Here is a 14,520-nt window from a genome sequence, read left to right on the forward strand (position 1 = left end):
CGACCGCGCATGGGCAACTACCGACCCTAGCATCGCCTGTGACTCACGTCACTGCAAGCACTCGCGACCGCCGTCCGGGAAACCCGTTTCGCGTTCCGGATCTCGACTTCGCAATGCGGATCGACGGACTGTGACGGCCGTCATACGTTGTGCAGGTCCCCATCACAGGGAGTTATCGCACGAATCGTGCAGAAAGGCGGTCAGGAGAAATGGACCAGCGCACTCTGCGTAACATTTTCGGCCAGTTCGCCAGTGGCGTCACCGTCATCACGTGCGCCAATGCCGACGGCGAGCCGCACGGGGCGACGGTCACCGCCTTCACGGCCATCTCGATCGAGCCTCGGCTGTGCCAGGTGACGTTGACCCGTAAGTCCAAGGCGTGCAGCTATCTGGACGGTGCACCGTTCGCGGTGAACATTCTGGCCGCCGATCAGCTCGACACCGCGATGCACTTCGCCGGCAAACCGCAGCGGACGGAACCCGCGTGGGACTCCGCAGGAATAGCCCCCGCGCTGTCCGGCAACGTGGCCACGCTGACGTGCTCGCCGTGGGCGTCCTACGACGGCGGCGACCACATCATCTTCATCGGCGAGATCGTCGATGCGTCCGTGGACCCGAAGAAGGACCCACTGCTGTTCTACCGCAGCACCTTCCACGATCTCGGTGCCGCCTCGGGCAGCACGGCGTGGAATGGCTGCCTCGACGACCCCCACAGCGGATGGTTCGACGCCGCCGCGTCGTTCACTCCGCTCCACCTGCAGCTCGCCCAGGCTGCCTCGTAATTCTCATCGAAGGGAACATCATGACCACCACCGAAGCCGCCCCAGAGACCGTCGTCGACCGCACGAAGGTCAACACCGCCGCAGACTGTGAGGCCAACCGCACCGCGAACTTCGCATCGCGACCGATGACCGGCGACGAGTACATCGAGTCGCTGCGAGACGACCGCGAGATCTGGCTGCACGGGGAACGCGTGAAGGACGTGACGACACACCCGGCGTTCCGCAATCCGGTGCGGATGACGGCCCGCCTCTACGACGCGATGCACACCGGCGAGCACGTCGACGCCCTGACGACGCCCACCGACACCGGCAACGGCGGCGTGACCATGCCGTTCTTCCGGGCGTCGAAGAACTCGGACGACCTGCGGAAGGACCGCGACGCCATCGCCACCTGGGCGCGCATGACGTACGGCTGGATGGGCCGCTCCCCCGACTACAAGGCGTCCTTCCTGGGCACGCTGCACGCCAACAAGGAGCTGTATTCGCCGTTCCAGGCCAACGCGGAGCGCTGGTACAAGGAATCGCAGGAGAAGGTCCTGTACTGGAACCACGCCATCATCAACCCGCCCGTCGACCGGCAACTGCCGCCCGACGAGGTCGGCGACGTGTTCATGAAGGTGGAGAAGGAAACCGACGCCGGCCTGATCGTCAGTGGCGCCAAGGTCGTCGCGACCGGTTCCGCGATCACCAACTACAACTTCGTCGCCCACTACGGTCTGCCGATCAAGAAGAAGCAGTTCGCCCTCATCTGCACCGTCCCGATGGACGCGCCGGGTGTGAAGCTGATCTGCCGCACGTCCTACACCCAGCAGGCCGCGGTCATGGGCAGCCCGTTCGACTACCCCCTGTCCTCGCGGATGGACGAGAACGACACCATCTTCGTCTTCGACAAGGTGCTGGTGCCGTGGGAGAACGTCTTCATGTACGGCGACGTGGACAAGATCAACGCGTTCTTCCCGCAGTCCGGGTTCCTGCCCCGGTTCACCCTGCAGGGGTGCACCCGACTGGCCGTGAAACTCGACTTCATTGCCGGCCTGCTGATGAAGGCCCTCGACGCCACCGGCGCAGGCGGTTTCCGCGGCGTCCAGACCCGAGTCGGTGAGGTCATCGGCTGGCGAAACCTGTTCTGGTCGCTCACGGAATCGATGGTCCGCGACCCCGAGCCGTGGGTGGGCGACACGGTCATCCCCAAGCTCGAATACGGTCTCACCTACCGGATGTTCATGCAGCAGGGGTACCCGCGGATCAAGGAGATCATCGAGCAGGACGTCGCGTCCGGCCTGATCTACCTCCCGTCGTCGTCGGCCGACTTCAAGAGCCCCGACGTGCGCCCGTACCTCGACAAGTACGTGCGCGGCTCCGAGGGCATGCCCGCGGTCGAGCGGGTGAAGATCATGAAGGCGCTGTGGGATTCGGTGGGCAGCGAGTTCGGTGGTCGCCACGAGCTGTACGAGCGCAACTATGCAGGCAACCACGAGAACGTCAAGGCCGAACTGTTGATGTTCGCCGAGAATCGTGGTGACGTCGCCTCCATGAAGGGGCTCGCCGAGCAGTGCCTGTCCGAGTACGACCTCGACGGCTGGACGGTGCCCGACCTCATCGGCAACGACGACGTCTCCTACTTCGGCCGCAGCTAGTTTCACATACCAGGAGAAACCATGACCACCATCGAAAGTCCCACCGCGGTCGGCTCCGGTAACGCCGCGACGGACAAGTTCAAGGGCGACAGATTCACGGCCGACACGTCCCCGGAGCGCCTGTCCGCCATCGCCACCGAGGCCCTCGCCGGGTTGAGCGCGCTGATCCAGAAGCATGCCGTCACCTATCCGGAGTATCGCGTCCTCAAGCAGTGGCTCATCGACGTGGGCGAGGGCGGCGAGTGGCCGCTGCTCCTCGACGTCTTCGTCGAGCACGAGGTAGAAGAGGTGAACTCCCGGAACTTCCGGGGCACCAAGGGAAGCATCGAGGGACCGTACTACGTCCCCGGGGCGCCGGAACTTCCCGCGCAGTGCACCCTCCCCATGCGGGACGAGGACCGCGTCCACACCCCGCTCGTCCTCCGCGGGCAGGTGACGGACCTGGACGGCGGCGGCCTCGGTGGCGCGCTGATCGAACTCTGGCACGCCGACGACGAGGGCTACTACTCACAGTTCGCACCGCACCTGCCCGAGTGGAACCTCCGCGGCGCCGTCGTCACCGACGCCGACGGCCGCTACGACATCACGACCATCCAGCCTGCGCCGTACCAAATTCCGACCGATGGCCCGACCGGTCAGTTCATCGAGGCCGCGGGCTGGCATCCGTGGCGTCCGGCGCACCTGCATCTGCGGGTGACCTCGCCGGGCAAGCAGCCGATCATCACCCAGCTGTACTTCGCGGGTGGCGACTGGATCGACGACGACGTCGCCACCGCGACGAAACCCGAACTCCTCCTCGATCCGCAGCTCGACGACGCCGGGCGTAAGGTCGTTACCTACGACTTCGCGCTCGATCCCGCCGTGGACTGAGACACCGACCATTTGCCCTGGGCGACGCGAGACATCGCGTCGCCCAGGGTTTCAGACGTTTGTGGAGGAAGCATCATGCCGAGCAACTCGCAGGCGCGGACGACCGAGTTCGTGCACACCGCGACCGCGGTGATCGAGGTCGTCGTCGAGGGAAGCGGGCCGACGGTGATCCTGCTGCCGTCACTCGGCCGGGAGTCGTACGACTACGACGAGGTCGCGGACGGGCTGGCGCAGAACGGGTTCCGGGTCGCCCGGCCGCAGCCTCGGGGAATCGGCCGCAGCGCAGGATCGCTCGAGAACATCACGTTGCACGACCTGGCCGCCGACGTCGGAGCGGTGATCGAGGCGCTGGACAACGGCGCGGCGGTGGTGGTCGGTCACGCCTTCGGGCACTACGTCGCGCGGATGCTGGCCGCCGATCGGCCCGACCTGGTACGCGGTGTCGTGGTGGCCGCGGCCGGGGCCCGCGACTATCCGGCCACCCTCACCGAGCTGGCGGTGAAGTGCTCGGATTCCTCGCTGCCCGACGCGGAGCGGATCGGCTACCTGCAGACCGGTTTCTTCGCTCCCGGCAACGATCCGACGGAGTGGCTCACCGGCTGGTACCCGGAGGTGTCGAAGCGTCAGCTCGCCGCGTCCGCCGCCACCCCGAAGGACGAGTGGTGGGCGGTGGCGCGTCAGCCGATCCTCGACCTGCAGTCCGCTCTCGACCCGTTCCGTCCTCGCGAGACGGCGAACGAATTGCGGGACCGGTTCGGCGAACTGGTCACCGTGTCCGTCGTCCCGAACGCCAGCCACGCACTGATGCCGGAAGCGCCCGCACACGTTGTGCGGGCGCTCACCGACTGGATTCGGACTCTCGACAGCTGAGCGGTCAGATCCTCTCGAAGATCGCTGTCAGCCCCTGGCCGCCGCCGATGCACATCGTCTCGAGCCCGTACCGCGCGTCACGACGCTCCATCTCCCGCAGCAGGGTCGTGAGGATCCGGACGCCTGTCGCCCCGACCGGGTGCCCGAGCGAGATCCCCGAACCGTTGACATTGGTGCGTTCGAAATCCTGTGCGCCGAAGTTCCATTCGCGGGTGACGGCGAGCGCCTGCGCCGCGAAGGCCTCGTTCAGTTCGATGAGGTCGATGTCCGAGAGCGTCAGCCCGGCACGTTTCAGTGCCCGCTCGGTGGACGGGACCGGCCCGATGCCCATCTCGGACGGCTCCACACCCGCGACCGCCCAGGTCACCAGCCGGGCGAGCGGACGGAGACCGAGGCGCTCCGCCTCCGCCCGGGTGGTGACGAGGCAGGCCGCCGCACCGTCGTTCTGTCCGCTGGCGTTGCCGGCGGTGACGGTGGCGTCGGGGTCGGTGCGGCCCATGATGGGCCGCAGGCGTGCCAGCGACTCGACCGTCGTGTCGGCGCGGGGATGCTCGTCCCGGTCCACGACCTGCGGATCGCCCTTACGGACCGGCACTTCCACCGGAACGATCTCCTCGGCGAACTTCCCCGAGTCGATCGCGGCCACCGCCCGCCGATGGGAGCTGACCGCGAGTTCGTCCTGTTCCTGACGACTGATGCCGTACTTGCGGCGCAGGTTCTCCGCCGTCTCGAGCATGCCGCCGGGCACCGGATAGTGGCGTCCGCCGGCGGTGACCCGGCCACGGGCGAGCCGATCATGCATCGCCGCCGGGGCGCCCTTGGCTCCCCACCGCATCGACTCGGTGTAGTACTCGGCGCGGCTCATCGATTCCACGCCACCGGCGATCACCCGTTCCGCGACTCCTGTCTGCACGCGCATCGCCGCGTCGAGCACGGCCTGCAGCCCCGATCCGCAGCGACGGTCGAGTTGCTGGCCGGGAACCGTCACCGGCAGGCCCGCGTCGAGGGCCACCACACGGCCGATCGCAGGCGCCTCGCCGTTCGGGTAGCACTGACCGAAGATCACGTCGTCGATGCTGCCCGGATCCACCCTGGTGCGGGCCAGCAGTTCGGACACGACGCGGGCGCCGAGGTCTGCTGCGGGAACGTCCGTGAACTGGCCGCCGTATCGGCCGACGGGGGTGCGCAGGGGCTCACAGACGACGACATCGGTCGCCTGGGCGTTCGAGTTTTCAGGCACTGCGGAAATCCCTTTCGTGATCGGTCCACTGCTGCGCCCATTCGCGCAGTTCGACCGCTCGGATCTTGGCTCCGTTGCCGCCCACGGTGGTCGGCATCTCCTCGATCATGTGCACGGCGGCGGGAACCTTGAACGCCGCCAACGACTCTGCGCACCAGGCCTTGAGTTCGGCGGCGTCGGCGTCGGTTCCCTCCGTCGGGACGACGAAGGCCACCGCCTCGGTGTACCCGCCGCGGCCGGTGATGCCGACGACCTTCGTGAGGTGGACGGCGTCGTGCTCGGCCAGCCGGTGCTCGATCTCGGCGGGATCCACCAGGAATCCGCGCAACCGGAGCACGTCGCCCATCCGGCATACATACGTATAGCCGCCGTCGCCGGTCGCGACCGCCAGGTCGCCGCTGCGGAACCACCCGTCCGACGTGAACGCGCGCGCGGCCGCCTCGGGGTTGCCGAGGTACGCGTCGACGACGTTCGGTCCGCGGACCTGCAGCTCACCCTGCTCACCGTCCGGGAGAACGGAATCGTCCAGTGGGTCGGCGATCCGGATCTCGATGGCCGGTTCCACCGGTCGCCCGCCCCCGTTCCAGCGCACCGATTCCGGGTCGGCGACGTCCCACAGCAGCATCAGGGCGAACACCTCGGACGACCCGAAGACACCGGCGGTGACGGCGTCGAATTCATCCCGGGCCCACGCGGCCACCTCATGCGAACGGCCGAGGAAGTCGGCGATTCCGAGCCGCTTCAACGACGTCAGGTCGGCACGTTCACCGCCCTGCCACGTGTCGTGGAGGCGAGCGAAGAGGTCGTCGCCGCCCACCACGTGCGTCACCTTCAGCGCCTGCATGCGCCGCAGCGTCGTCGCGGCGTCGAAGACAGGTTCCATCAGCAGAGTGCCGCCGCCGGCGAGAGTCGCCAGGGCGGTGCTGAAGCCGAACACCCCCGACACCGGCAGCACGCAGAGCGTGACGTCGCCGGGTTCGACGTCGAGGACGGCGGCGTCGGCCCGCGCGTGCCGGACCACCGCCGATTCGCGGTGAGCCGCCAGTTTCGGGACTCCCGTGGAACCGGATGTGGTGAAGGCGACCGCTAGCAGGTCGTCGGGGGCCGCCTGTTCGCCCGCAGCGGTCGTGGTCGCCATGTCGGGCGTCTCCGGCACAAGGACACCGCCGGTGTCCGCGCTGCCCGCCGTCCAGGCGCCGCTGCCGAGGTCGAACCGCGCCGGGTCGATCGCCTCGCCGGCCGTTCCCGGACCGCGCACCACGGCGACCGCCGGGGCCGGAAGATCGATGGAGCGCTGTGCCTCGCCGAGCCGTCCGAACAGGTCGAGACCGTGGAACCGGTCGGCCACGGCCACGACCGCCGGTCGCGCCGACGTGAGGATGTGCGCGATCTCGTGCGTGTTGTAGCGGGTGTTGACACCGATGACGTGTGCGCCGACGGCCGAGGAGGCCAGCTGCCAGACGATGGCGTCCGACCAGTTCGGCAGCAACACCGCCACGCACTGCCCGCGGCGGACACCGACCCTTTCGAGTTCCGACTTCAGTGCCTCGACGCGGTCGCGGAGATCGGTGCGGCTGCCGACGATCGGTTCGCCGTCGACCACGTCGACGGTGGCGGCGGCATCCGCGTCGGCCGTCACCAGTTCGTCGAGCAGCGCGGCGAGAGTGTCACGGCGCGTGGCCGTGTCGTGGGCCGTCACGAGAGCACCGCCGCCGCGCGCAGTTCGGTCAGCCAGCCGTCCGCCACCGAGACGAAATCGTCGATCTCCTCCATGGGGTAGTGGCCGATATCGTCCAACAGGGTGAACGTCGCAAGTCCCGGACGGGCGGCGTCGATCCGCGACGCGGCCTGCGCGACCAGTCCGGCCTGGATCCACGGGTCCTGCGCCCCCGCGACGATCCGGATGGGGCAGGTGATCTCGGCGAGACGCTCACGCACGTCGTGGGTCCCCCAGGCGATGAGGTCCGAGGACGAGATCTCCGGGTCCTCCCGCTTGTGCATCGTGGCGATCAGGCGGGCCTTCACCTCGGGCACGGACCGCCCGATGGAGGCCAGGGTGCCCAGGTACGTGCGGTCGGAACGGCTGGGTCCGGCGACGTCTTCGAGTTCGCGGCGCAGTCCGCCGACGTTGACGCGACCGGGTCCGGCCTCGGCTTCCATCGCGATCGCCCCGGCCAGCGGTCGGGACGGCCTGGTGGCCAATTCGAGGGTCAGCTTGCCGCCGATCGAACATCCCATGACGAACGGCCGTACGACGTCGAGCGCGTCGAGGACCTTCCCGAGCCAGTCGCCGAACGTCACGATACTGGTGACGGGGCCGTCGACCGCGGGCTCGGAACGCCCGTGCCCCGGAAGGTCGGGGACGATCACCCGGTAGCCCCGCCGGGCCAGGTCGGACGCGACGTGCCGCCACTGGACTCCGCTCTGCCCCGCGGTGTGCAGGCACAGAACGGTGGGCGTCTCGGTGTCCGAGTAGTTCTCGGGAGTGACGATCTCGACGAAGCCGAGCGCCCCGTCGATCTCCAGGTACCGGGCCTCGATCATGACCGAGCCTCCCTTCCACACGTGAGTGGCAAAGTGTGCCCCGCCACGCTTTGCCACTCACGTGCGGAGGTGCGGGCATGGGCGATGATGATGTCGAGCGGCTTGGTGAGTCGCAGGTACTCGTACCCGTTGCCGCTGGAGGAGAATTCGCCGCTGATCGCGCGGCGCATGAAGTCGTTGTGTTCGGCGACCATCAGGTCGACCCACGTCACGGCCGGGACGATGAGCGTGAACGTGGCCCCACCCGGAACGCGGCGCGCGACGTCGATGATCCGGCCGCGATAGATCCGCAGGTGCACCTCGCGGGCCCGGCCCGACGCGTCGGTGCAGCGTAGGCCCACCGTGCCGTCCCACGTCGACAACGAGGACGCGAAGGCAGGGTCGGCGGACAGGGACTCACGGAGAAGCTCGCCCCAGGCGGGAGTGCAGAAGTCGACCGCGGGATCGTGTCGGACGTCGGATGATTCGGGCAGAAGCCATGTCTCGATTCCCTGCTCGCGAACCGATCCACCGTCGTCGACCAACCGCACGTGGCGATCGACGACGTTCCCGTTCCCCGACTGCTCGACGCGCGTGACGACGGACTCGACGCGGACGAGGTCGTCGCCGGTCACCGACGACGCCGAATTCCATTGCAGCCCGGTGCGGGTGGCTCCAGCCGCCGGCGTCGGTGCGAGCACCCCGGCCGTGACGATTCCGGTCAGCGACGTATCCGGCAGGGACAGTGCGAGTTCGGAGATGCGCCTTGTGTCGCTCACGGAGCGATCGCCGACCGCGACGCCGATGGTAGGTGCGCTCATTCGGCGGCCCTCCCCAGCAGTTCGTCGGAGATGATGCGCATCTGGATCTCGCTGGTGCCCTCGAAGATCTTCGTCAACCGCGCGTCCCGCCAATGCCGCTCCACCTGGAAATCGGTGGTGTACCCGGCGCCGCCGTGGATCTGCACCGCCTCACTGGTCACCCGCTCCGCCATCTCGGTCGCCACCAACTTGCACATCGACGCCTCCAGCGAACACCGCCGACCGGTATCGATATCGGTGGCCACCGAATACATCAACTGCCGCGCCGCCTCGATGTCGGCGGCCATCTTCGCCACCTTGAACCGCAGATGCTGGAAATCCGCCAACTCGTGCCCGAACTGACGACGGGTGTGCAGATACGCGATCGAATCCTCCAACGCACCGCGTGCCAACCCGATAGCCCGGGCCGCCGTGTGCGCCCGCCCCACCTCGAGACCGGACACCGCAAGGTAGAAACCCTTGCCCTCCTCACCGAGCATCGCCGTGGCCGGCACCCGGAATCCGTCGAACGACAGCTCCCACGTGCTCCACCCGAAATATCCGATCTTGCGGATCTTCGTCCCGCTGATCCCCGCCGGGAACCCGCCGCGCTGCTTGTCGATCAGGAACGCGCTGATCCCCCGGTGCGGCTTCGCCGGATCCTTCTGCGGATCGGTCCGCGCGAACAACACCAGGTAATCGGCCTCGTCCGCGTACGTGCACCACATCTTCGTGCCGCTGATCACCCAGTCGTCACCGTCCCGGGTGGCGCGGCAGGAAATGTTCGCCACATCCGACCCGGCCTCGGCCTCCGACAACGCGTACGCACCCAGGTACTCCCCCGCCGCGACCTTCGGCAGCAGCGCGGCCTCCTGCTCCGGGGTGAATCCGCCGCCCATCCCGTTGCCGCGGGCCAGCAGCCCGGACACGCTCATCCACGCCCGCGACAATTCCTCCGCGACCAGGCAGTACTCGAACACTCCGAGACCGAGGCCGCCGTGCTCCTCCGGGATCATGATCCCGAAGAACCCGACGTCGGCCATCGCCTTCTTCAGGGTGTCGGGAATGGTGCCCTGCACCGGATCGAGTTCGTTCGCGATCGGCAGCACCTGCTTCATCGCGAAATCGCGAGCCAGGTCACGGATCGCCAATCGGTCCTCGGTGAGATACCGCGGTGAGTCTGTACGCGGCTGCGACGGCCGGTGAGTCATGGACACTCCTCATCCACTCGAACTACGGGGCGCGCGATACGGGAGAACTCGCGGTTCTGCACTCGAATCACATTAACGCTTGTTCACCCAGTAGAGCACGAGCGGGATCGACCGTCAATGCCGAATCCACCCGAGTCAGGCGCGACGGTGTCCGACCAGGTTGAGCGCGTAGACGCCGTACGAGTCCGCCACCGCCTGCGCGGACAGCGGGCCGTCCGGCCGGTACCAGAGCGCAATGCCTGCACACATGGTCAGCACAGCGGTCACTGCCTGGTGGACGTGCGGGACGTCGAAGTCGCCGCTCGCCACCCCCGCTTCGGCAATGGTCACGAACAGGTGTTCCTGGGCATCGCGCGAGCCCACGACCCGTTTGCGATCGACCTCGTCGAGGTAGCGCAGTTCGGTGTTCGCCACGAGACACGCACGCTGGTTGCGCGCGGTGTACAGCGAATGCGCGACCACCGCGGCCGTCCACTGCTCCACAGGTGCGGATCCCGCCTTACGCAGAGCGTTCCGGGTGGCGGTGAACTGCTCGTCGCTGGCGGCCCGGAGGATCTCGACCAGCAATTCGTCCTTGTTCTCGAAGTGGTTGTACACGTTGGCGGCGCTGCAGCCTGCGCGTTTCGCGATGGTGCGCATGGTCGCGGCGTGGAAGCCGGCGGTGTAGAACTCGTCGAGCGCTGCGTCCAGGATTCGCTGCCGAACGTGGGGAATCACCGCAGAGCTTGACCGAGTGTTCATCCCTCGGAGAGTAGGTGCAGCATGCGATGCGGGCAAGAAATGCCCTGGAAGCTGCAGTTCAACGGCCTCCGAACGGAGGACGACGCTCCGTGTTGACCGAGGGTCGCATGTCCGTTATGGTCCACATCACATGAACGGCCGTTAATAAGCCGCTCGCACATTCCGCACATCGCACCGTGGAGGTTTGCCGCCTTGAGCACCCTCGAAGAACGTATCCGCCGCCTGGAAGACCTCGAGGCCATCCGATACCTCGACGCGCAGTACTGCCGCCATCTCGACGACGGCAACTGGGACGCCCTGATGGGCCTCTTCACCGACGACGGCGAATTCGACGGACTGTCGAACCCGAAGGGTAAGGGCGAGATGCGAGAGTTCTTCGCCGGACTCGCCGCCGGTGGTCTCACCGCGTTCTGGCACTTCATCACCAACCTGGAAATCGATCTCGACGGCGATCGTGCGACGGTCCGCTCGTTTCTGTGGCAGCCGTGCGTGTCCGACGGCGCCGCCTCCATCGCCGCGGGCCGCTACACGGACGAAGCCGTCAAGGTCGACGGTCGCTGGCTGTATCGCGTCAAGCAGGTGCGCTTCCACTACTTCGGACCACTGGCCGAGGGCTGGGACGAGAACCAGTTCGCCCTCGACACGGCACGGCGCGCGGCGGTGAACGCGTGAGCACCGAATCGCCCACCACCGTGCCCGGCGCGGCGGTCTGGTCCCCGATCCTCGCGCTGCCGGAGTTCGTCGAACTGCGGCGTCGCCGCCGGGCCGTCACCACCGGTCTCGGCCTGGTCGCGATCGCACTCTTCTCGGCGTTCCTCGTCGGATTCGCCTATTTCCCCGAATTCCTCGGCGACAACACCGCGTTCGGCATTCCGCTGTCGCTGTGGGTGGTGTTCTCCCAGTTCGCCGGCACCTGGGTGCTCGTGTTCGCGTACTTCCGACTCTCCCGCACCTACATCGAACCCGCCGCCGATGCCGCCGTCCGCGCCATCGCACACCGTGATCAGGAGCATGCGTCATGACCGGCGACACCGATTTCCTCGCCATCGGCATCTGTGCCGCTGTCATCTCCCTCACCTTGTGGGTGACGTTCGCGGCGTCGCGCCGAAGCCGCAGCGCCACCGGATTCTTCGCGGCGGGCCGCTCGATCACCGGGTGGCAGAACGGTTTCGCGATCGCCGGTGAGTTCATCTCCGCGGGCAGCTTCCTGGGCACTACGGGCTTGATCTTCTACAAGGGAGTCGACGGCGCCGTCATCCTGTGCACGTCGGTGATCTCCTTCCTCCCCGTCCTGTTCCTCCTCGCGGAGAAGATGCGCAACGTCGGAAAGTTCACTCTCGCCGATGTTCTGGTGTTCCGGACCGGCGCGCGACGGGTCCGGGTTGTGGTTGCGCTCAGCACCATTGTCACCGGCACGTTCGTGCTGCTCGCCCAACTCGTCGCGGCGGGCGTTCTCCTCGAGTCGGTTTCCGGGATCCCGTTCGGGCTGTCCGTCGTGGTCGCCGGATCGCTCATGGGGATCTACGTCTTCGTCGGCGGAATGCTGGCCACCACGTGGGTCCAGGTGATCAAGTCGTCCATCCTGTCGATCCTGGCGGTGGTGGTGTGCCTCGGCATCCTGGCGAAGTTCGGATTCAGCGTCCCGGGCATGCTCGGGGCGGCAACCTCGAACGCGAAGGCCGGTGACGCCATCCTGTCGCCGGGCCTGATCTTCGGGCAGACCGGTGCGATCAACCTGATCTCGTACTCCCTGGCGTTCGCGCTCGGCACCGCCGGCATGGCGCACATCCTCATCCGCTTCTTCACCGTCCCCGAGGCCGCAACGGCGCGGAAGTCGCTCGGCTGGACCGTCGCTCTGTGCAGCGTCTTCTACCTGATCGTCATCGTGATGGGCTTCGGCACCGCGGCGCTCCTCGGCCCCGACGGGGCGGATCAGGTCGGCGCAGGCGGCAACCTCGCGGCTCCCACCCTGGTCACGGAACTCGGTGGCGGCGTCGGCACCATCGGCGGATCCATCGCGCTGGCGATGGTGGCAGCCGTCGCGTTCGCGAGCATCGTCGCCGTCGTCGCGGGCGTCGTGATCTCCGCGGCCGGGACATTCGCCCACGACGTGTGGCCCACCCTCTTCCGCAGGAAGACCACCGACGCCGGCACCGAGACCGCGGACGCCCGCGAGGCCAAGGTCGCCCGGTACGCGGCGGTCGCGTTCAGCATCGTCGCGATCGGACTGACGATGGCGATCGGCGACACCACCAACATCACGTATTTCATGGGGATGGCGTTCATGGTCGCCGGCAGCGCGCACCTGCCCAGCCTGCTGCTCTGCCTGAACTGGCGACGCTTCAACAGCACCGGCGCGGTGTGGGGCATTTCGGTGGGACTCGTATCCACCGTCGTCAGCCTGATGTTCACCGAAGCACTCTGGCTGGGTAGCGGACCGGCGCCGTTGACCATCCAGTTGCCGGTGATCATCACCATGCCGCTCGGGTTGGCCGCCGCCGTGATCGGTTCGCTCGCCGCCGAACGCCGTCAGGGCCGCTCGGCCGATCGGGACGAGAAGTTCGCCGAGATGCTGGTGCGCGCCGAAACCGGAATCGGCGCGGAACTCGCCGAAGCGCACTGACCCTCGCTCGGGGAGGCCGAAACGGTGATCCAGGGCGCGCTGCTCCTCACGCGCCCTGGATCACCGCGCGCGTAGGATTCGTCACGGAATCCGCGAACCCCCGAAGTGAGGCAGCCGTGATCTTCATCGTCGTCAACTTCACCGTGAAACCGGACCACGCGGACGGCTGGCTCGACCTGGTGCGGCCGTTCACCGACGCGACCCGGAACGAACCGGGCAACCTGTGGTTCTACTGGTCGCGCGCGGTCGAAGACCCGAACATGTACGTCCTCGTCGAAGCGTTCCGCGACGACGACGCAGCCGTCGCCCACGTGCAGAGCGACCATTTCCAGAACGCGCTGGCCACCTTGAAACCCGCCCTCGCCCAGACGCCGCGGATCATCAACACCACGATCGACGCCACCGAGTGGTCCCTGATGGGTGAACTCGAAGTCGACTGACCCCGTCCGGCTTCACCCTGAAGTCGCGCGCAACGCGCGTTAGCCTGGAAACGTGGCTTCCGATCTCACCGACTTCGACGCAGTGATCTTCGACTTCTCCGGCACACTGTTCCGGCTGGAGGAAGACGACAGCTGGATGTCCGACCTCACCGGCCACGACGGTGAACCGTTCGACCTCCACCAGCAGGCCGAGCTGATGCGGCGCATGACGGCGCCGGTCGGTCAGACCGTCGAGATGGATGCCGCCGAGCACCACGCGTGGACCAACCGCGACCTCGACCCTCGGTTCCACCGGCAGGCGTACCTCGACGTGCTGCGGAAGTCCGGGGTCGCGCACGAGGACCAGGCGGTCGGGCTGTACGAGCGGCTGATCGACCCGGGATGCTGGAGCGCCTACCCCGACACCGCGGAAGTGCTTGCGTCACTCAAAGACCGTGGAATCAAGGTCGCGGTGCTGAGCAACATCGCGTTCGACATCCGGCCGGCGTTCACGAATCTGGGGGTCGAGCATCTCGTCGACGAATTCGTGCTGTCGTTCGAGGTGGGTGCGGTCAAACCGAATCCGAAGATCTTCGAGCACGCCCTCGCCGCACTCGGTTCCGAACCCGAGCGGACCCTGATGATCGGCGACAGCGAGGAAGCCGACGGCGCCGCGCGGAAGGTCGGCTGCGCGTTCGCACTCGTCGAACCCGCTCCCCTCGCGGAGCGCCCGGATGGTCTCCGCAGTGCGCTCAGTGCCTTCGGCCTGTGAGTACTTGTTAACCACGGGCGGTTAACAAGTAC

15 protein-coding genes are annotated in these 14,520 nt (G+C 67.4%); 9 read left to right on the forward strand and 6 right to left on the reverse strand.

The features are described from left to right. Nucleotides 1-209 precede the first annotated feature (209 nt). The 4 genes from ACFTWF_RS13785 to ACFTWF_RS13800 all read left to right on the forward strand — a co-directional run bounded on the left by ACFTWF_RS13785 (nucleotide 210) and on the right by ACFTWF_RS13800 (nucleotide 4,159). On the forward strand, nucleotides 210-782 hold the full coding sequence (locus ACFTWF_RS13785) for a flavin reductase family protein (RefSeq protein ID WP_378461760.1): 573 nt from the start codon (nucleotides 210-212) through the stop codon (nucleotides 780-782). Nucleotides 783-802: 20 nt separating this feature from the next. Beyond that, complete coding sequence (locus tag ACFTWF_RS13790) at nucleotides 803-2,419, forward strand: 4-hydroxyphenylacetate 3-hydroxylase family protein (RefSeq protein ID WP_378461761.1); 1,617 nt, start codon at nucleotides 803-805, stop codon at nucleotides 2,417-2,419. A 21-nt stretch (nucleotides 2,420-2,440) separates the two neighbouring features. Then, nucleotides 2,441-3,289, forward strand: coding sequence for a catechol 1,2-dioxygenase (gene catA, locus ACFTWF_RS13795; RefSeq protein WP_378461762.1), 849 nt, complete (start codon nucleotides 2,441-2,443; stop codon nucleotides 3,287-3,289). Nucleotides 3,290-3,364: 75 nt separating this feature from the next. After that, the gene (locus ACFTWF_RS13800) at nucleotides 3,365-4,159 is read left to right on the forward strand and encodes an alpha/beta fold hydrolase (protein ID WP_378461763.1); all 795 of its coding nucleotides are present in this window, start codon (nucleotides 3,365-3,367) and stop codon (nucleotides 4,157-4,159) included. Nucleotides 4,160-4,163: 4 nt separating this feature from the next. Here the strand turns inward: ACFTWF_RS13800 and ACFTWF_RS13805 are convergent, their stop codons facing one another. The 6 genes from ACFTWF_RS13805 to ACFTWF_RS13830 all read right to left on the reverse strand — a co-directional run bounded on the left by ACFTWF_RS13805 (nucleotide 4,164) and on the right by ACFTWF_RS13830 (nucleotide 10,674). After that, nucleotides 4,164-5,399, reverse strand: a complete 1,236-nt coding sequence (locus tag ACFTWF_RS13805; RefSeq protein ID WP_378461764.1) for an acetyl-CoA C-acetyltransferase — start codon at nucleotides 5,397-5,399, stop codon at nucleotides 4,164-4,166. Further along, nucleotides 5,392-7,098, reverse strand: coding sequence for an AMP-binding protein (locus ACFTWF_RS13810; protein WP_378461765.1), 1,707 nt, complete (start codon nucleotides 7,096-7,098; stop codon nucleotides 5,392-5,394). The genes ACFTWF_RS13805 and ACFTWF_RS13810 overlap by 8 nt, the downstream gene beginning before the upstream one ends. After that, complete coding sequence (locus ACFTWF_RS13815) at nucleotides 7,095-7,943, reverse strand: alpha/beta fold hydrolase (protein WP_378461766.1); 849 nt, start codon at nucleotides 7,941-7,943, stop codon at nucleotides 7,095-7,097. Before ACFTWF_RS13815 ends, ACFTWF_RS13810 begins: the two co-directional genes overlap by 4 nt. Next, nucleotides 7,940-8,743, reverse strand: a complete 804-nt coding sequence (locus ACFTWF_RS13820) for a hypothetical protein (protein ID WP_378461767.1) — start codon at nucleotides 8,741-8,743, stop codon at nucleotides 7,940-7,942. The genes ACFTWF_RS13815 and ACFTWF_RS13820 overlap by 4 nt, the downstream gene beginning before the upstream one ends. Next, the gene (locus ACFTWF_RS13825; protein WP_378461768.1) at nucleotides 8,740-9,933 is read right to left on the reverse strand and encodes an acyl-CoA dehydrogenase family protein; all 1,194 of its coding nucleotides are present in this window, start codon (nucleotides 9,931-9,933) and stop codon (nucleotides 8,740-8,742) included. The genes ACFTWF_RS13820 and ACFTWF_RS13825 overlap by 4 nt, the downstream gene beginning before the upstream one ends. A gap of 135 nt (nucleotides 9,934-10,068) precedes the next feature. Then, nucleotides 10,069-10,674, reverse strand: coding sequence for a TetR/AcrR family transcriptional regulator (locus ACFTWF_RS13830; RefSeq protein ID WP_378461769.1), 606 nt, complete (start codon nucleotides 10,672-10,674; stop codon nucleotides 10,069-10,071). A 192-nt stretch (nucleotides 10,675-10,866) separates the two neighbouring features. Between ACFTWF_RS13830 and ACFTWF_RS13835 the strand changes: the two genes are divergently transcribed. The 5 genes from ACFTWF_RS13835 (at nucleotide 10,867) to ACFTWF_RS13855 (ending at nucleotide 14,488) form a co-directional block, all read left to right on the forward strand. Beyond that, entirely contained in the window at nucleotides 10,867-11,346 is a 480-nt protein-coding gene (locus tag ACFTWF_RS13835) for a nuclear transport factor 2 family protein (RefSeq protein WP_378461770.1), read from the forward strand. Then, nucleotides 11,343-11,696 (forward strand): DUF485 domain-containing protein, encoded by a 354-nt coding sequence (locus ACFTWF_RS13840; RefSeq protein WP_378461771.1) that lies wholly within the window; start codon nucleotides 11,343-11,345, stop codon nucleotides 11,694-11,696. The genes ACFTWF_RS13835 and ACFTWF_RS13840 overlap by 4 nt, the downstream gene beginning before the upstream one ends. After that, the gene (locus ACFTWF_RS13845; protein ID WP_378461772.1) at nucleotides 11,693-13,297 is read left to right on the forward strand and encodes a cation acetate symporter; all 1,605 of its coding nucleotides are present in this window, start codon (nucleotides 11,693-11,695) and stop codon (nucleotides 13,295-13,297) included. The genes ACFTWF_RS13840 and ACFTWF_RS13845 overlap by 4 nt, the downstream gene beginning before the upstream one ends. Nucleotides 13,298-13,413: 116 nt before the next feature. Beyond that, nucleotides 13,414-13,737 (forward strand): putative quinol monooxygenase, encoded by a 324-nt coding sequence (locus ACFTWF_RS13850; RefSeq protein WP_378461773.1) that lies wholly within the window; start codon nucleotides 13,414-13,416, stop codon nucleotides 13,735-13,737. Nucleotides 13,738-13,789: 52 nt separating this feature from the next. After that, entirely contained in the window at nucleotides 13,790-14,488 is a 699-nt protein-coding gene (locus ACFTWF_RS13855) for an HAD family hydrolase (protein WP_378461774.1), read from the forward strand. Nucleotides 14,489-14,520 lie beyond the last annotated feature (32 nt).

The sequence above is a fragment of the Rhodococcus sp. NPDC056960 genome (assembly GCF_042674125.1).
GTDB lineage: Bacteria > Actinomycetota > Actinomycetes > Mycobacteriales > Mycobacteriaceae > Rhodococcus_F.